Raw genomic sequence first — 16,907 nt, 5'->3', positions numbered from 1 at the left:
CAAAAGTACATACTTTTAAGGATGGGAAAACAATGGATCACGCACTTTCTTTGGAATTGGATCCGACATCGATTGCAGCAGACCCTCGGATACATGACTTATCTGAGGTTAAACAAAGCGGCATGGCATGGGTGAAAAACCACGTTCAAGAGGTGAATAACTGGGTTGAGCGAGATGGTTTTGCATTGCTTCGTGGCTTAAATATTGTGAGCACGAATCAGTTTAGCGCCATACTTGAGACCTTGTTTGGTGAGCGTTTAAGCCAGTATGTTTATCGCTCTTCGCCACGAACGGCACTGAACAACAATATTTACACCACCACGGAATATCATGCCGATCAAGTGATCCTGCAGCATAACGAAAATGCTTACTCCAATGTTTGGCCGATGCGAATGGGCTTTTTTTGTGTGATCCCAGCAACCACGGGTGGGTGCACACCACTTGCCGACAGCCGTGAAGTATATCGTCGTATTCCCAGTGAATTAAGAGACAAGTTTGAGCGTTTAGGTGTGCAGTACGTGCGTAACTACGGTGATATCGACCTACCTTGGCAAGAGGTTTTTCAGACTGAGAGTAAAGCCGAAGTTGAGCAATATTGCCGACAAAATGAAATCGAATTTACTTGGCTTGATGATAAAAGGCTACAAACCAAGCAATGGCGTCCGGCGGTCATGCGCCATCCAAAAAGTGGTGAAAAGGTATGGTTTAATCAAGCTCACTTGTTCCACTGCTCGAGCCTAGATAATCAACTCAGTGCACAAATGCGTGACAGTATCGGCAGCGAATTTTTACCTCGTAACGCCTTTTTTGGTGATGGTAGCGAAATAAGTGACCAAGACATCAAGCTCATCAATCAGGTTTATCAAGACCTCACTTTTGCTTACCCGTGGCAAAGAAACGATATTTTGCTGCTGGATAATATGCTGTTTACTCATGGCAGAGAGGCCTATACAGGCACTCGTAAAGTACTAGTTGGCATGGCAAATATCGCGTCAGCATAACTAGTTGGTACTCATTCCGATGAAAATCGGGCAACAACATTTGTTAGTGGTTACGTGGTTGGCAATGTAAGGAATGAAAAAATGAAATGGCTAATACAACTACGGCTAAGAATGATGATGCTATTTTGCATCACCTTAGCACTGGCTTCTTGTTTGCAGAAAAAGAGCGTCGCAGATAATCACACGATTATGCCTAATCAATTAGAAATGATAGCGGCGGTGGTGAATGAATATTGCGATGCCAACCTATTCTTTGGCACGGTTTATATCACCTCGGTTGATAAGGTGGTGTACCAGTCCAACTGCGGACCACAGAACATGCAATATGATGTAGATAACAGCGTTAAGTCCAAGTATCGCATTGGCTCCAATACCAAAGCGTTTTCGGCTGCTATTTTAATGAAGATGTTAGATGGTAAGGACTTACGGCAGGAAACCATTGGCGATCACTTGCCTTGGTACCCAGATAACCAATGTGCGGATGTTTCGCTGCATCATTTGCTTACCATGTCGTCTGGGATCAATAACTACAGCGACAACGAAGCCGTGTACGATAATTACGGTTGGCGGCCTTATTTATATAACTCGAGTCTAGATCTTAACGGTCCGGAAGATTTTAGTAATCGCTTTTGCACCTGTGGTGCCGAAGCGGGGCAAAGTGGCACACCGTCATTTACGCCCGGCAGCAAGTATGAATACAGCAACTGTAACTATTATCTCATCGGTAATATCATCGAGCAGCTAGCGGCTGGCAAACAAGGCAATATCGGTCGTGAGTATTGGTTTGCTAATATCGTTCAAGAGCAAATTCTAAACCCGCTTAGCATGACGGACAGCGGCTCTTACAGTGCGATTGGTGTCTATGCAAATATGACCACAGGCTATATCTATAATCAAAACCAATACTTACCCCTTGCCAATGGTCGTCCACCAGCTACAGGTGGACCTGCACCTTACGAAGACATTTTAGTGAATCCATATAGCAACCCTTTGGTACTGTATTCCGCTGGAGATTTGTATTCCACAGTGGAAGACATGCATAAGTGGGATCAAGGCTTGTATGGCACTCAAATCTTAAACGATACCCAGAAACTAGCGGCCTTTGCTCCCTACTCTAACACTGGTAGCAGCGACGAGTGTGAATACTATGGCTATGGTTGGTTTGTGACTTATGTCGACCCAAACCAGTACGGCAAAGTGGCAAATTGCCCCGAAAACCCAGCCGATGCAAATCTCAGAATGTATGAAAAATTTTTACAGTACTCTGGTAGTTACCCCTATTCATGGGTGACCAGTTTCACCCGTTTACTGGAACGAGATCAAAGCATCATGGTGTTTAGCAACTATGTGAAAGAGGGGATTGAGTCAGATTGTATCGCCAAGGAGATCCGCAACATTATCTTCTATAGTGATAAACACCGTACCGAGCAATGCCAGCAAGATTTGAATCAGGCATAACGCGGTAGGGAAAAATACCGAGCTTTCGCGCTCGGTTAAACAAATTAATAGAACGCCTGCAGTAGGTGGCAACGTTTCGCTCAGTTGTATTTGTGACACTGTGCAAATCCTTGGTTGTTCTTAGGTTTACTTCTTCATCATGGATGAAGGCGGTAAAACTCAGAGTTGAATAAGTGCAACTTGTTTGATTTTGGGTACTAGGGCAAGTGCCAACATGGTGCTTGATGAGTTCGACAACTGTTTAAATAAATCATAGAGGATGAATTATGGCAGTGACAAAAACAGCGAAGGATGACAAGGCGAGCGACGCTCCAGAACAACAGGAATCACAACTTGTTGCTGATGAAGACAGAGCAGCCGTTGCTCAGCTGATTGTCGACAAATACACAAAATGGTCGTTTGGCTCTGGGTTTATTCCCGTTCCTGCGGTTGATTTAGTGGCGTTGACAGGGATCCAAATGAAGATGATAGGCGAAGTAGCAAAAGTCTATGGTCAATCATATGGTGACAACAAGCTGCGTGGCACAGTAAGCGCATTGATCGGCGGCTCTTTTCCACAAACCTTAGGGGGCGCGGGACTAAGCAGCTTTTTGAAGGCGGTTCCTGTCCTTGGCACGTTAAGCGCAATCGCATTTATGCCTGTTGTGTCTGCGGCATCAACACACGCAGTAGGCGCAACTTTTGTTCGACACTTTGAAAATGGCGGCACGCTGATAGACCTGAATCTAGCAAGTATGAAAGGGGATATCGCAGACATCGCAGCTAAGTATCGTGCAAATAAAGGGAATGCGGACGCAACAGCTACAGCGGAAAAAGCCACAGTATAGATACTGGCTGACATAAACCGGCAGGCAACTGCTGGTTTATTCTTCGCACCGAATTTATCAACAACTTGGAGAAAATTATGCTTATCGCTTTATATTTAGTGTTATGCATTTTAACTGGTTATTGGGGACGAAACACCTTTGCCGGACCTGTGGGCTTCTTTTTAATTTCGTTGATGTTTACGCCTATTGTTGGCTTGATCATTTTACTAGTTGGGCAAAAGCGCAAGCCCACAGAGGAGAATGACGAGGAATGAGATCTTACATTGCCGGTAAAACTGGGCGATTTATAAATATAACTTAATGTTTTAATGCAATATTTATTTAAATCCAACAGGCAGTTTTGATTTTTAGGGACTATGCTAAGTAGCATGCGCGGGCGGTAGCCCAATAACAATAAAAGATAATAACAATGGTATTGTACGAATTAATTCGCCGACATATTCAGATAAAGAAAAGGACCTTTATTGCACTGGGGTGTATTTCTGGTTTGGCCAACGCGTTGGTGCTTGCGCTTATCAACAACGTAGCTGCCAATATCTCTGATATTAATAAAGAAAATCATATTCTTTACTACTTGGTGCTATTTACACTGACGATTGCAATATATGGTTTCACTCAGCAAAGATTGATGACTAAAGCCGCGCAAATGGTGGAGCGTGCTATAGATAAATTGAGAGTCGATCTGTTTGAAAGCATTCGTCATACCGAACTGTCAACGCTAGAGAAAATTGGCAAAGAGCGGATCTTTAATACCATCAGCAAAGAGTTACAGACCATATCTCAGTCGGCGCAGCTGTTTGTGATCATTGGTCAATCCATCAGTTTGGTGTTTTTCACATCTCTTTATATTGCTTGGCACTCTTTTGTGGCTTTTATGGTTATCTCGACACTGATTTTGGTCGGAGCCAGTATTCACCGATTACGCGCCAATGAAATCCAGCGCAACATGCGCATTTCTTTTGAAAGCGAAAACCAGCTTATTCAACGCTTATCTGACTTGCTCGATGGCTTTAAAGAAGTAAAGCTCAGTGAGCCAAGAGCGGAAGATTTAGAACATGAATATCGTCGCGATTCGAATCGTGCAAGGCGTGCAAAAACCAAAACCCAAACCTTGTTTGCGACCGACTTTATTCTGTCGCAAATCACCTTTTTCGCAGCGACAGGCGCTATGGTGTTTATCGTCCCTATGCTCTCTGACGTGTATACCGATGTGGTCATTAAAGTTACCACCGCATCGCTATTTTTAATCGGCCCTATTACCAGTATTGTTGGTGGGATCCCCGTTTTCACCACCGCAACAGAGGCGGCGCAAAACGTCTTAGCATTGGAGCGCGATTTAAAAAATGTCCAAGATGAGCAAGAGGTTAAACGACCTGAACCGAGTGAAAGCCTAACCTCATTCAATGCCATCACCTTAGCGGGGGCGTTTTATCAACATCAGAAAAAATCGAGCGATCGTCCGTTTGCCGTGGGGCCGGTGGATATCACCTTTGAACAAGGGAAAACCACTTTTATTACCGGTGGTAATGGTAGCGGTAAAACAACGTTTATACGGATGTTGACTGGCCTTTATGAATTACAGAGCGGACAAATCCTTTTGAATGGCAAAGCGGTTACGGAAGATAATCGCCTTGCTTATCGAAGCCTATTCACAGCCGTTTTTGCGGATTTTCATTTGTTCCAGCAGCTCTATGGTATTCGTGATTTGAGTACTGAAGAAATCGACGAATGGTTGGACTTTTTAGAGATGCGCGCCAAAGTGGGTATTCAAAATGGGGCGTTTAGCACCATAGATTTATCATCAGGTCAGCGCAAGCGCTTAGCGCTTTTGAGTACCATTTTAGAAAATCGTCCCATTTACATCTTTGATGAGTGGGCGGCAGATCAAGATCCTATCTTTAGACGAAAATTCTACGAACAAGTGTTACCTCGTTTAAAAGCGCGTGGTAACACCATTATTGCCATCACCCATGACGACGCCTATTTCCATTTGGCCGATGTGCACTTAAAAATGGAGGAAGGTCAGTTGTTAGCACACCTCGACAGTGAAAGTAATGGAGTACCATCATGAACATTAATATTTCAGGGGATTTTGCCTTACTCGTCGCCGGCGGCTTAATACTGGCACTGATCCTATCTAATTTGCTCATGCGGGTGTTAAAGCGTTACAAGCCCAAGTGGCATAAGCGTATTTTGTCTTGGCGTTTTCGCGCAGGTGTGACGTTACTTATTCTACTGTTTATTGCCGTTGCATTGGTCAAAGTTATTTTTATTAAAGTCGACTCAGGTCAAGTTGGGGTGCTGTGGAAGCGCCTTGGCGGTGGTACGTTTGTAGAACATCCATTTTATGAGGGTACGGTGCTGGTTTATCCCTGGGATACGTTGACGATTTATTCGAGTCGATTTCAAACTGCGACCACAGAGATCCACGCCATTACCTCCGAGGGGCTCAGGATCAAAATGGAAATAACAGTGCGATACCGTCCTGTTGTGGAACATATTCCTTACCTACACAAGTTAGTCGGGACAGACTATCTTGATGAAATTGTGATCCCTGAAGTTGCATCAGCGGTTCGTATGATTGTTTCTGATTATACCGCTGAAGAGGTCTATGCTAATCAGCGATTAAAGATCCAAGATCAACTGTTAAGCACTGTGTTGAGAGAAGTTCAGCTACAAGAGAAGTCGATACTCAAACAGGAAAAAAGCGAAATGCAAGGGCACAATTTGGTTAATTTAGACGATATGCTTATTCGTCAGGTTGATATTCCTGAAGGCGTACATAGTGCGATTGTTGCGAAGGTGAATCAAATGCACCTATATCAAGAATATAAAATGCGTTTAGATGTTGCTGAAAAAGAGGCTGAGCGAAAGAAAGTGGAGGCTCAGGGGATAGCCGACTTTCAAGAAACGGTGAGTGGTGGGATCTCTGAAACTTATCTAAGATGGCGCGGCATAGAAGCAACCATAGAATTGGCGAAATCTAATAACGCAAAAGTGGTGGTAATAGGCAGTGGTAAAGATGGTCTACCATTGATTTTAAATACGGAGGGCAGCACATCTGCTTTGCCTGCTTCGGTTAACCCAAATGCTACGGATCCACAAAGCCAAGAGCCACAAACACCTAATGCAGCTAAATCAAAGTAAGGAGTAGTTACATTTTCAGTGTCACGGACTACACTGTGGCGATAAAGGAAAAGAGAAGGACAACGAAAAATGCAAATTGATTTACATAATGGCATGACGTGGGTGGTCGCACGCGCAGCGGGATTCACTGACCAAGAGGCTGAAATTATTGCTCACGCGGCACAATACGTTGATGATGCAACAAACTATGGTCACATCAAGTTTGATAACGGTGCAGCTTATGAGCGCATCGCAACTGCCCACAAGATGCTCGATTATAAAAACCTAGACAGCTTAAAGAATATGAAAGTGTGGGTACCTTTTCATTTCCTACCGGGTAATGGCGGTTTACCTGCTGGGCAAAATCCGTCAGGCACCTTTATTCAAAAGCTAGTGTGTAAGCCACATTCCCATGTAGCAAAAGATATGGTCGCTGAGTGTATTGCAGATAAGCATAGGCCTTATGGATTGCACCGTCTTGGTATTACCTCTCATGTCTTTATTGATACTTGGGGGCATCAGGGATTTGCTGGCATACAGCATGAAGTCAATGAAGTGACTGAAATAATGGACTTGAATGGTGAAGCAGAAGAGACTTGGCGCGAGCGAATAAGCGAGTACTTTTCTGATGTTTTTCAAGATGATATTCCAAGTTTAGGACATGGGCAGGCGCTTTCCCACCCTGATCAGCCTCATCAGCAGTGGAGTTACATCAACGGATTGGGCGAGAAAGTGGTGCGAGATAATCCAAGCGATTTTCTGGTCGCAGCCGATGAGCTCTGTAAAGTCTATCAAGACTATCTAGGCGAGGCTACAAGTGGCTTGAGTGAGTCATTAAAGCAAAAAATAGCGCAGTGCTTTGCTGAATTTGATATGGATGATGGTGAAGAACGTCATCAACTGTGGCTTGATGCCATTGAAGCTAACCGATTTGGGCTTGGAAGTTATACCCTAACTTACATTGCCAAAGGTGAAGGGTCGTGGAAACACCAAGCGCTAGGTACAACCCGTGCTAAAGGTGACGACGATAGCTATTCATTTCGCAGTGAATTCTTAACTTCTAACTGGAAGTATTTTCACGATGCAGCCAAAAAGCATCGCCTCTGTGTCATTGATGATATTTTACCCAAATACGGAATTTGTGTGAGCTAAGCTTCAGTAAAGTAAGTGCAGCAAGGCTGCACAATTTTGTGTTTAAAATAGCTCGGAAGAAAGCTCGCGGGATTGTGAATTTTGGTTAATATGCCAAGTTTCGACAAGGCGAGTCGTACCACCCGAGTTTTTACAAATTAATTCTGTCACCAGCACTTTATAAAAACCACTGTATTTAGCCTCACCCACAACATTCAAGACATCACTATAAAATCCACCTTGATGTCTTTCATTGAAAAATTCTGGGTTACCACTGACATAATTGGTTTTACGGCACTGGCCTTGGTGCGAGTTGTTATTAATATTAATCAAGCCGGTATATTGAACATCCGCAAAATACCCTGGGCCATTGCTCGGCGTTTGCCAATCAGCCACTGTGATTTTACTGTGCCATACAACGGCGGGAGCCTTGGGTATCTTGTGATAAACAACCGCCTCTTCACCTGAGGGTAACGTGCAGCTGAGTTTAAGCGACTTTTCTGTCAGCTTATGCTCCGCAGGCAGTGGGCCAGAAATAAAGGGCGCGTTGAATGTGAGAGGAGCAATCAAATCGCCGGTTTGTGTATTAACCACTTCAAATTGATGGCACTCATCCGCCGCTAAGCCGCCCGTGAGCGCATTAAAGTACTCAGTTGTGCCTGCACGAGCTGAGATAAAATCAACAGGTGCGCCCTGATACTGCGAATGATCTCCAGCACCATCCTGATCATAAAATACCTGAGTAGCCAAAACAGAAGTGGAACTACAAGCCAATGCCATCGCAAGTAGTCGAGTGTTGAATGTAACCATAGTCTTTCCTTTACAGTTGTGTTTGTTTTTTATTCAGTCTCAATATAAGGTAAATGTAACTTCATGCAACTTTTTGATTTTTCTGGTTTTGGCAACTATCTAATTACTGCAACTGCTATTTGGGGTGGTGCGTGATGTGGATATAAATACTTAGAGTTTAGCCAGCGTTAGATGAATGGAGTTCAAGTGGGTAGAGGGTCGAGTTATCTGAAGCTCTAGTTACTAGGTTTCAGTGTCTTATGATGTGGATTGAAAGTTGTGTTTGTACCTTCTTTGGATTAAAGCTGTGCAACTTTAAAATTTAGGGCTAAGGAGTTATGGGGCCAATATTTTTATAGTTTGCAATCAAATAGGCTTTTGAATATTGATTTCAGTAGTACGTTAAAAAGAATAAAAAAGACGTAAGGTAAGAAAAATGGTGGCCCCACCTGGACTCGAACCAGGGACCTAACGATTATGAGTCGTGCGCTCTAACCAACTGAGCTATAGGGCCATTTTGTGTTGTAAGTGCTCATTAAATTCATCCATGAAGCAATATCCTGTCGGCGTCCTGCCTCCACCTCATCAAGCTGCGAAGCGGTGCTTCGGTCTTGATTCGCCCAACTGAGCTATAGGGCCATTTTGTGTTTTTGCGCGTTATATTCGTCCATGAAGCTTGGTTCCGGTCTCGGATTCAACACTCAGGGTCGCTGCGCTAATATCCTTTCGCTTCCTCGACGTAAACTTTCTTTGAAAGTTTACCCAACTGAGCTATAGGGCTATTTGCTGTAGTGATTTAAAGGTAAATCACTGAAAGCGCAGGCAGTATAAAAATTTTTAACAGGCTTGTCACTATTAAAACGTGAAAAAGTCGGGGCGAATGGATTGATTGCTCAATAATAAGCCAATGTTGTAGCGGTTAGGGTGTTGCGTTGTGCGGATCATTAAAATGGTGAGGTAAGTATTGGTCTGGTTTTGCAGTGTAAAAAAATAGAGTTACTTAGAATTCGGGTTGGATTTTTGCTGTAAACACAAGATGAGCAAGCAGTAACGTTCGCTGGAAGTAGGGCAGAGATAAAAGAAGCCGGCAATTGGCCGGCCTCTTTTAGGAGAACGAATTAGGTTATTGGTGCATGCCTAGTTTTTTCTCTAGGTAGTGGATATTCGTGCCACCGTTTTGGAAGTTCTCGTCTGACAAGATCTTCTTGTGAAGCGGGGTATTGGTTTTAATCCCGTCAATTACTAGCTCATTTAGTGCGTTTTTAGCACGAGCGATCGCAACATCACGGTTCTCACCATAAGTGATTAACTTACCGATCATCGAGTCGTAATGTGGCGGTACTGTGTAATCAGCGTAAATATGGCTGTCCCAACGGATCCCAAGGCCACCTGCTGGGTGGAAGCGTGTAATTTTACCCGGTGAAGGGATAAAGCTCTCTGGGTCTTCTGCGTTAATACGGCACTCGATTGCGTGACCACGGATCACCACGTCTTCTTGTGTGATAGAAAGCGGTTGACCAGCAGCAATCTTAAGTTGCTCTTTGATTAAGTCTACGCCAGTGACCATTTCTGTTACTGGGTGCTCAACCTGAATACGGGTGTTCATTTCAATGAAGTAGAACTCGCCGTTTTCGTATAAGAATTCAAACGTACCTGCGCCGCGATAACCAATCTCGATACACGCGCGAGTACAGCGATCACCAATGTATTTACGCATTTCTGCTGTGATCCCTGGTGCAGGTGCTTCTTCCACTACTTTTTGGTGACGACGCTGCATTGAACAGTCGCGCTCACCTAGGTGGATTGCATTGCCTTGACCGTCAGCGAGTACTTGAACTTCGATATGGCGTGGGTTTTCTAGGAATTTTTCCATGTAAACCATACCGTTACCGAAGAACTGCTTCGCTTCTTGTTGTGTTAAGGCGATAGAGTTTGCAAGTTCTTTTTCGTTGCGAACGACACGCATACCACGACCACCGCCGCCGCCAGCCGCTTTGATGATAACTGGGTAGCCGATACGCTTAGCGATCTGCGTATTGCGGTCGTTGTCATCTGTCAATGGACCATCAGAACCTGGCACGCAAGGTACGCCTGCTTTTCTCATCGCTTCAATTGCTGATACTTTATCGCCCATTAGGCGAATAGTGTCGCCCTTTGGACCGATAAAGATAAAGCCACTTTGCTCAACTTGGTCTGCAAAGTCAGCATTTTCAGAAAGGAAACCGTAACCTGGGTGAATAGCAACCGCGTCAGTGACTTCTGCCGCTGCGATAATACGAGGAATATCAAGGTAGCTTTCGCTTGCCGCAGGTTTTCCGATACAAATGGTTTCATCTGCAAGAAGAACGTGTTTTAGGTCGCGGTCAGCTGTTGAGTGCACAGCAACCGTCTTAATACCTAGCTCCTTGCAGGCACGCAATACGCGAAGTGCAATTTCACCTCGGTTTGCAATGACTACTTTATCTAACATAACGTTGACCTTCTGCGTAATTATTCGATGATGAATAGCGGTTGGTCGAATTCTACTGGCTCACCGTTTTCAACTAGGATTGCTTTCACTACACCAGCTTTGTCTGATTCGATCTGGTTCATCATCTTCATGGCTTCAACGATGCAAAGTGTGTCGCCAACATTTACTTTTGAACCTACTTCAACGTATGCCGCTGCTGTTGGAGAAGAAGCGGTGTAGAAAGTACCAACCATAGGAGACTTAACTTGGTGACCCGCAGGTGTGCTGCTTTCTGCTGGTGCTGCTTCTACTGCTGCAGGAGCCGCCGCTGGTGCTGCTGGTGCAGGTGCCGCTGGAGCTGCCATGTATTGTTGAGGTTGTGCATAAACTGGTGCACTGCTGTGGCGATTGATACGTACTGACTCTTCACCTTCAGTGATTTCTAGCTCTGCAATACCTGATTCTTCTACTAGCTCGATAAGTTTTTTGATCTTGCGAATATCCATACAATGACCCGCCTGTTAGTTAATTTGAGTTATTTTGTTTTCGCAATTGCGCTAACGCTGCATCAAATGCAGCACGATAGCCCAACGCGCCTAATCCACATATCACGCCTTCCGCCACATCAGAAAAATAAGACTTGTGACGAAATGGCTCTCTGGCGTACACATTGGTGATGTGTACTTCATAAAAAGGGATGTCCACACTGAGTAAAGCGTCTCGAAGGGCAATGCTCGTATGGGTAAATGCGGCAGGATTAATGATAATCGCATCGCATTGTTCATATTGAGCGTGAATAGCCTCAATTAGCTGCGCTTCACTATTACTTTGAATGTGTGACAAGCTGACTTGCTGTGCTTCTGCATATTCAGTTAATGCGTCAACAATTTCGTTGAGAGTCTGCGTGCCGTACTTGTGCGGCTCACGGCGACCTAGCATATTCAAATTAGGGCCGTTTACTAATAAAATCTTTAATTTTGCAGACATATTACGCGAACTTCCTTTAACTAAAGCATTAGCCAAAAATTTAGACTGTATGGCTTGTTAACTTAAGCCGAATTCCAGCAAATAGCAAATATTTCTCCATTTCGTGGAGTATTATAGAGAGTTCGAGGTAAATAGCAGCAAAATACTGGTCTAATCAGAAGGGGAGAGGGGCAAACAAGCTTGCCCCTAAAATGGTTACTTTGCGTCCTGCTTGGCCTTTTCTAGGTGGGCAGCAAAGTCTTTTGCATCTAAGAAGCCTGTGATGCGGTGTGCTGGCATCTCATTACCTTGGCTATCAAAGATTAAAATAGTCGGCAAACCAAACACCGTAAATGCTTCCATGATCTCTTGGGTGTTGTCATTGGCTTTGGTCAAGTCGAGCTTTAATAGCTCATAATCTTTGAACTGTGCTTGTACTTCAGGTTTCGGGAAAGTGTATTTTTCAAACTCTTTACACGCAACACACCACTCTGCGTATAAATCAACGATAGGCACTTTGCCCTTGGCATTGGCCTCAGTAACGGCGACTTTAAGCGCGGCTAAGTCAGGTAGTAGCTTAAACTTCTGCTCTCCGGTAACGGCCTCTGCTTGAGTCGATGCAGTACTTACAACAGCTGTAGGTGCAGGAAACAAGCTTGTTTTTAATGCGTATAAGCCAACAATAAACAGGGTGATCGCAAAGCCCCACAATGTGGTTTTACCTTTTCCTGCCTGTAATTGGCTTTGCCAATAATGCAAGTAGAGTGCTGTTGCTACGGCGAGGCCACCGGCAAGTGAGACAATCACTGTCGCATCGAGTATGCGCTCTAAAAGGATAAGCGGTACGAAGAGCATTACAAAACCAAATAGCGTTTTGACCTGATCCATCCAGCCTCCTGCTTTTGGTAGTAATTTTCCACCTGAGGTACCTAGCAGTAATAGCGGTAGGCCCATGCCCAAGCTAAGTGCATATAGGGTTACCGCGCCCACCACATAATCACCACTTTGCGCGACAAATAATAGCGCGCCGGAAAGTGGAGCCGTGGTGCAGGGCGATGCAATAAGTCCAGATAGTACACCCATAATGAATACGCCCCAGTAATTGCCGCCTTTTTGCTTGTTACTGAGCTGAGTGAGTTTATCCATCATGCCGCTAGGTAAACGAATTTCGTAAACTCCAAACATAGATAGCGCGAGTGCGACGAACAATATACTAAAGCTGATAAGTACCGTTGGATGCTGCAAGTAGCCTTGAATTTGGCCACCAAAATACGCAACGACTAACCCAAGCGCAGCGTAAGTGACCGCCATACCTTGCACATAAACAAAAGACAAACTGAAGGCTTTTTTAGTCGAAAGGCCTTGTTGACCGGCGATGAGGCTCGACAAAATCGGGAACATCGGGAATACACAAGGGGTAAACGCAAGGCCAATACCAAGGCCAAAGAAAGTCAAAATATTCGCAACTAAGCTGCGCTGCATTAACTGCTCAGTGAAAGACAAATTATCGTTATCCACAGGCGCGATGTCGCTTTGAGCTTCTGCTTTTGTCTCAGGTGCTTTTGTTTCAGGAGCTTTGGTTGGCGTGGTCTTTGGCTTTTCTCCTGCAATCGTGCTTAACGGCACTTCTACAATTTCTGGCGGATAGCAAAGTCCAGCTTCGGCGCAGCCTTGATAGCGTATTTTTACGATTGCACCTTGCTCGATATTACTGAGCTTAGAGACAACAGATAAGTTATTAAAGTAGACTTCAGTGCGACCAAAAAACTCATCTTCAATCATCTTGCCTTTTTCAAGTTCAGGCACTTGGATGTCGGCTTGTTTGGCGATAATTTGAAGATTCTTCTTATATAAGTAATAGCCGTCGGCGATGTCCCAACCCACAAACAAGGTATTGCCTTGCTGGTCAAAATCGAACTTGAATGCTTCTTTTACTGGTAAAAAAGTCTGTTGTTTAGGAGCCAGTAAGCTGTCTAGCACCGCATTGTTTGCTTGCGCGGGAAACCACATCAGCAATGAAAAAAGAACTACTAAGAGTCGCATTACAATAATACCTCGTCCATCCATTTGAAATAAGCTAAGTTGCCGCTGGTGACGTCCACGACTTGAATTTCTGGGACATCATAACTGTGTAAGTCGCGAATAGCGGCCATCACTTGCTCTAGTTTTTCGGATTTTGTCTTGATTAACAGCTTGGTCTCTTGTGCATGTTCAACCTGACCTTCCCAAACATAAATAGATTCCACTGCTGGGATTAGGTTCACACAAGCTGCAAGTTTTTGCGTTACAAGTTGCGTTGCAATCTTACGCGCTTCTGCAACCGAATCGCATGTAGATAAGACGAGTTTATATCTTACGCCCATTGCCATTTCCATTTTAGGGTTAGTAATGGCATCTTAGCGGATAGCTCCTCTTTTCTAAAGCGTCTTACTTGTATCGCTTGAATTAAGACCTTAGCACCCATATTTATCTTTCGTAGATTTGGAGAAAGTATGTTTAGATTCTTATTTATTTTATTTATCGCTATTCCGATTATTGAAATTGCTTTGCTGATCCAAGTCAGCGAGGTGATAGGCGGTTTTGCTACCATTGCGCTTGTAATTGGTACCGCCATTTTAGGGGCAAGACTGGTTAAACAGCAGGGTCTTGGCGCTTATGTCAACGTACAGCAACAGATGTCTCGTGGGCAATTGCCTGCACAAGATTTATTTACTGGTTTGTGTGTGATTATTGCCGGTGTGCTATTGATGACGCCTGGGATCATGACCGATGTATTAGGTTTTTTACTGTTAACCCCAGCCGTTAGAAAAAAGCTGGCGCAGTCGCTTTTAGCCCATGCCACCGTAAGAGTGCAAACAGGCATGCATTCAGGTCAATCGCCGTTTGCTAATCAATCACGCGACGAGCGTGCGGATCAGCAGGAAGAAATTAGAGATCCATTTAAAAATCAATCGGGTAGAAATTCTTCAACAACGATTGAAGGTGAATACGAAAGAAAAGACTAAATTTTTTTGGTTTTTTCTCTTGGGTTTTAATTTGCCCATCCCCATAAATGAAAGCAATTAAAATTGCGTGTGTTAACCACAGCCTGTGGATGTAACAGCGCCTTAAAAAAGCATTATTTCTGTCATTGTTCAGAAACTGTTAGGAGAACTATATAAATGAACATTCGTCCTTTACATGATCGCGTCATTGTTAAGCGTCTTGAAGAAGAAACAAAGTCAGCTGGCGGCATTGTGTTAACTGGTTCTGCAGCTGAAAAGTCTTCACGTGGTGAAGTGGTTGCAGTAGGCAACGGCCGCGTGTTGGACAATGGTGAAACTAAAGCACTACAAGTAAAAGCTGGCGACACAGTGTTGTTCGGCTCTTACATCGAAAAAACTGAAAAGATCGAAGGTCAAGAGTACCTGATCATGCGCGAAGATAACATCTTAGGCATCGTAGAATAATTAATACTTTTTAGTTTAATCGACAACAGAATTTAAGAGGAATTTATAACATGGCAGCTAAAGAAGTTCGTTTTGCAGGTGACGCTCGTACAAAAATGCTAAAAGGCGTAAACGTACTAGCAGACGCAGTAAAAGTAACACTAGGTCCTAAAGGCCGTAACGTTGTTTTAGAAAAGTCATTCGGCGCACCAACTATCACTAAAGACGGTGTATCTGTTGCGAAAGAGATCGAGCTTGAAGATAAGTTCGAGAACATGGGCGCACAAATGGTTAAAGAAGTTGCGTCTAAAGCTAATGACGCAGCGGGTGACGGTACTACCACTGCAACTGTTCTTGCGCAAGCTATCGTGAATGAAGGCCTTAAGTCAGTTGCTGCGGGCATGAACCCAATGGACCTTAAGCGTGGTATCGACAAAGCAGTTATCGCTGCTGTTGAAGAGTTAAAAACGCTTTCAGTACCTTGTTCAGACGCAAAAGCGATTGCACAGGTTGGTACGATTTCAGCTAACTCTGACAAAGAGATTGGTGACATCATTGCAGAAGCAATGGAAAAAGTAGGTCGCGAGTCAGGTGTTATCACTGTAGAAGAAGGCCAATCACTACAGAACGAACTAGATGTAGTTGAAGGTATGCAGTTTGACCGCGGTTACCTTTCTCCGTACTTCATCAACAACGCTGAAAAAGGCCAAGTTGAGCTAGATAACCCACATATTCTTCTAGTAGACAAGAAGATCTCAAACATTCGTGAGCTTCTACCTACACTTGAAGCTGTTGCTAAAACAAGCAAGCCGCTACTAATCATTGCTGAAGACCTTGAAGGTGAAGCGCTGGCAACTCTGGTTGTAAACAACATGCGTGGTATCGTGAAAGTGGCAGCGGTTAAAGCGCCAGGCTTTGGTGACCGTCGTAAAGCAATGCTACAAGATATCGCGACACTAACTGGTGGTACAGTTATCTCTGAAGAAATTGGCCTTGAGCTTGAGAAAGCTACGGTTGAAGACCTAGGTACAGCTAAGCGCGTGGTTATCACTAAAGACGACACAACTATCATCGACGGTGCAGGCGAGCAAGAAGCAATCGATGGTCGCGTATCTCAAATCAAAGCACAAATCGAAGAAGCAACTTCTGACTACGACAAAGAGAAACTACAAGAGCGCATGGCAAAACTTGCAGGCGGTGTTGCAGTAATCAAAGTTGGCGCAGCAACTGAAGTTGAAATGAAAGAGAAAAAAGACCGCGTAGAAGATGCACTACACGCAACTCGCGCAGCGGTTGAAGAAGGTGTAGTACCTGGTGGTGGTGTTGCGCTAGTTCGCGTTGCGAGCAAGCTTGAATCGCTAACTGGTGACAACGAAGACCAAAACCTCGGTATTAAAGTGGCACTTCGTGCGATGGAAGCACCACTTCGTCAAATCGTTTCAAACGCAGGTGACGAAGCATCAGTTGTGGTTAACGCAGTTAAAGCTGGCGAAGGTAACTACGGTTACAACGCTGCAACTGGCGAATACAGCGACATGATCGAAATGGGTATCCTAGACCCAACTAAAGTAACGCGTTCTGCACTACAATTTGCAGCATCAGTTGCCGGTCTAATGATCACCACAGAAGCGATGGTTGCTGAGATTCCGAAAGAAGAAGCTGCTGCTCCAGATATGGGCGGCATGGGCGGAATGGGTGGTATGGGCGGCATGATGTAATCAGCCTCCTATGA

Annotated in this window: 16 protein-coding genes and 1 tRNA gene; 10 read left to right on the top strand and 7 right to left on the bottom strand. The window is 44.3% G+C overall.

Annotated features, from left to right (window positions below; all coding sequences use genetic code 11):
- Window positions 1–32: 32 nt before the first annotated feature.
- From L1271_RS12385 to L1271_RS12355, 7 genes are all read left to right on the top strand, one after another.
- Window positions 33–1,001 carry a TauD/TfdA family dioxygenase gene (locus tag L1271_RS12385; protein WP_102057605.1) on the top strand — a complete coding sequence of 323 codons (969 nt, stop codon included), beginning with the start codon at window positions 33–35 and terminating at the stop codon, window positions 999–1,001.
- 81 nt (window positions 1,002–1,082) lie between these two features.
- The gene (locus L1271_RS12380) at window positions 1,083–2,459 is read left to right on the top strand and encodes a serine hydrolase domain-containing protein (protein WP_235367976.1); all 1,377 of its coding nucleotides are present in this window, start codon (window positions 1,083–1,085) and stop codon (window positions 2,457–2,459) included.
- 266 nt (window positions 2,460–2,725) lie between these two features.
- Window positions 2,726–3,286, top strand: a complete 561-nt coding sequence (locus L1271_RS12375; RefSeq protein WP_010607109.1) for a YcjF family protein — start codon at window positions 2,726–2,728, stop codon at window positions 3,284–3,286.
- 77 nt (window positions 3,287–3,363) lie between these two features.
- Window positions 3,364–3,540 (top strand): hypothetical protein, encoded by a 177-nt coding sequence (locus L1271_RS12370; protein WP_235367975.1) that lies wholly within the window; start codon window positions 3,364–3,366, stop codon window positions 3,538–3,540.
- A 155-nt stretch (window positions 3,541–3,695) separates the two neighbouring features.
- Window positions 3,696–5,357 carry a cyclic peptide export ABC transporter gene (locus L1271_RS12365; RefSeq protein WP_102057603.1) on the top strand — a complete coding sequence of 554 codons (1,662 nt, stop codon included), beginning with the start codon at window positions 3,696–3,698 and terminating at the stop codon, window positions 5,355–5,357.
- Complete coding sequence (locus L1271_RS12360) at window positions 5,354–6,433, top strand: prohibitin family protein (RefSeq protein ID WP_102057602.1); 1,080 nt, start codon at window positions 5,354–5,356, stop codon at window positions 6,431–6,433. Before L1271_RS12365 ends, L1271_RS12360 begins: the two co-directional genes overlap by 4 nt.
- A gap of 69 nt (window positions 6,434–6,502) precedes the next feature.
- Window positions 6,503–7,564, top strand: coding sequence for a DUF6765 family protein (locus tag L1271_RS12355; RefSeq protein WP_235367974.1), 1,062 nt, complete (start codon window positions 6,503–6,505; stop codon window positions 7,562–7,564).
- 42 nt (window positions 7,565–7,606) lie between these two features.
- Here L1271_RS12355 and L1271_RS12350 read toward each other — a convergent pair whose 3' ends face one another.
- From L1271_RS12350 to cutA, 7 genes are all read right to left on the bottom strand, one after another.
- Complete coding sequence (locus L1271_RS12350) at window positions 7,607–8,353, bottom strand: hypothetical protein (RefSeq protein ID WP_235367973.1); 747 nt, start codon at window positions 8,351–8,353, stop codon at window positions 7,607–7,609.
- 416 nt (window positions 8,354–8,769) lie between these two features.
- Window positions 8,770–8,846: transfer RNA gene (locus L1271_RS12345), tRNA-Ile, on the bottom strand.
- A 609-nt stretch (window positions 8,847–9,455) separates the two neighbouring features.
- On the bottom strand, window positions 9,456–10,802 hold the full coding sequence (gene accC, locus L1271_RS12340) for an acetyl-CoA carboxylase biotin carboxylase subunit (protein WP_045987969.1): 1,347 nt from the start codon (window positions 10,800–10,802) through the stop codon (window positions 9,456–9,458).
- A gap of 20 nt (window positions 10,803–10,822) precedes the next feature.
- Window positions 10,823–11,287, bottom strand: coding sequence for an acetyl-CoA carboxylase biotin carboxyl carrier protein (gene accB, locus L1271_RS12335; RefSeq protein ID WP_069021388.1), 465 nt, complete (start codon window positions 11,285–11,287; stop codon window positions 10,823–10,825).
- 19 nt (window positions 11,288–11,306) lie between these two features.
- Window positions 11,307–11,768 carry a type II 3-dehydroquinate dehydratase gene (aroQ, locus tag L1271_RS12330; RefSeq protein WP_010368763.1) on the bottom strand — a complete coding sequence of 154 codons (462 nt, stop codon included), beginning with the start codon at window positions 11,766–11,768 and terminating at the stop codon, window positions 11,307–11,309.
- A 195-nt stretch (window positions 11,769–11,963) separates the two neighbouring features.
- On the bottom strand, window positions 11,964–13,790 hold the full coding sequence (locus L1271_RS12325; RefSeq protein WP_235367972.1) for a protein-disulfide reductase DsbD: 1,827 nt from the start codon (window positions 13,788–13,790) through the stop codon (window positions 11,964–11,966).
- Entirely contained in the window at window positions 13,790–14,110 is a 321-nt protein-coding gene (gene cutA, locus L1271_RS12320) for a divalent-cation tolerance protein CutA (RefSeq protein WP_039494127.1), read from the bottom strand. The genes L1271_RS12325 and cutA overlap by 1 nt, the downstream gene beginning before the upstream one ends.
- Before the next feature lie 129 nt (window positions 14,111–14,239).
- Between cutA and L1271_RS12315 the strand changes: the two genes are divergently transcribed.
- The 3 genes from L1271_RS12315 to groL all read left to right on the top strand — a co-directional run bounded on the left by L1271_RS12315 (window position 14,240) and on the right by groL (window position 16,893).
- A complete protein-coding gene (locus L1271_RS12315) occupies window positions 14,240–14,752 on the top strand; it encodes an FxsA family protein (protein WP_017217203.1) in 513 nt (170 codons plus the stop codon).
- Between the two features lie 156 nt (window positions 14,753–14,908).
- Window positions 14,909–15,196: a co-chaperone GroES gene (locus tag L1271_RS12310; RefSeq protein WP_010368755.1), complete on the top strand. Its 288-nt coding sequence runs from the start codon at window positions 14,909–14,911 to the stop codon at window positions 15,194–15,196.
- Window positions 15,197–15,246: 50 nt separating this feature from the next.
- Window positions 15,247–16,893 (top strand): chaperonin GroEL, encoded by a 1,647-nt coding sequence (gene groL, locus L1271_RS12305; protein ID WP_095728380.1) that lies wholly within the window; start codon window positions 15,247–15,249, stop codon window positions 16,891–16,893.
- The last annotated feature ends 14 nt before the right edge of the window (window positions 16,894–16,907 follow it).

The sequence above is a fragment of the Pseudoalteromonas sp. OF5H-5 genome (assembly GCF_021530695.1).
Taxonomy (GTDB): domain Bacteria; phylum Pseudomonadota; class Gammaproteobacteria; order Enterobacterales; family Alteromonadaceae; genus Pseudoalteromonas.
This window is presented reverse-complemented; position numbering and strand designations above follow the sequence as displayed.

Excerpts from the sequence above, each read along its gene's own strand:
- groL (WP_095728380.1), top strand. The coding sequence starts at position 15,247 with ATGGCAGCTAAAGAAGTTCGTTTTGCAGGTGACGCTCGTACAAAAATG.
- L1271_RS12360 (WP_102057602.1), top strand. The coding sequence starts at position 5,354 with ATGAACATTAATATTTCAGGGGATTTTGCCTTACTCGTCGCCGGCGGC.
- L1271_RS12375 (WP_010607109.1), top strand. The coding sequence starts at position 2,726 with ATGGCAGTGACAAAAACAGCGAAGGATGACAAGGCGAGCGACGCTCCA.
- L1271_RS12365 (WP_102057603.1), top strand. The coding sequence starts at position 3,696 with ATGGTATTGTACGAATTAATTCGCCGACATATTCAGATAAAGAAAAGG.
- cutA (WP_039494127.1), bottom strand. The coding sequence starts at position 14,110 with ATGGGCGTAAGATATAAACTCGTCTTATCTACATGCGATTCGGTTGCA.
- L1271_RS12325 (WP_235367972.1), bottom strand. The coding sequence starts at position 13,790 with ATGCGACTCTTAGTAGTTCTTTTTTCATTGCTGATGTGGTTTCCCGCG.
- L1271_RS12380 (WP_235367976.1), top strand. The coding sequence starts at position 1,083 with ATGAAATGGCTAATACAACTACGGCTAAGAATGATGATGCTATTTTGC.
- accC (WP_045987969.1), bottom strand. The coding sequence starts at position 10,802 with ATGTTAGATAAAGTAGTCATTGCAAACCGAGGTGAAATTGCACTTCGC.
- L1271_RS12310 (WP_010368755.1), top strand. The coding sequence starts at position 14,909 with ATGAACATTCGTCCTTTACATGATCGCGTCATTGTTAAGCGTCTTGAA.
- aroQ (WP_010368763.1), bottom strand. The coding sequence starts at position 11,768 with ATGTCTGCAAAATTAAAGATTTTATTAGTAAACGGCCCTAATTTGAAT.
- L1271_RS12355 (WP_235367974.1), top strand. The coding sequence starts at position 6,503 with ATGCAAATTGATTTACATAATGGCATGACGTGGGTGGTCGCACGCGCA.
- L1271_RS12315 (WP_017217203.1), top strand. The coding sequence starts at position 14,240 with ATGTTTAGATTCTTATTTATTTTATTTATCGCTATTCCGATTATTGAA.
- L1271_RS12370 (WP_235367975.1), top strand. The coding sequence starts at position 3,364 with ATGCTTATCGCTTTATATTTAGTGTTATGCATTTTAACTGGTTATTGG.
- L1271_RS12385 (WP_102057605.1), top strand. The coding sequence starts at position 33 with ATGGATCACGCACTTTCTTTGGAATTGGATCCGACATCGATTGCAGCA.
- accB (WP_069021388.1), bottom strand. The coding sequence starts at position 11,287 with ATGGATATTCGCAAGATCAAAAAACTTATCGAGCTAGTAGAAGAATCA.
- L1271_RS12350 (WP_235367973.1), bottom strand. The coding sequence starts at position 8,353 with ATGGTTACATTCAACACTCGACTACTTGCGATGGCATTGGCTTGTAGT.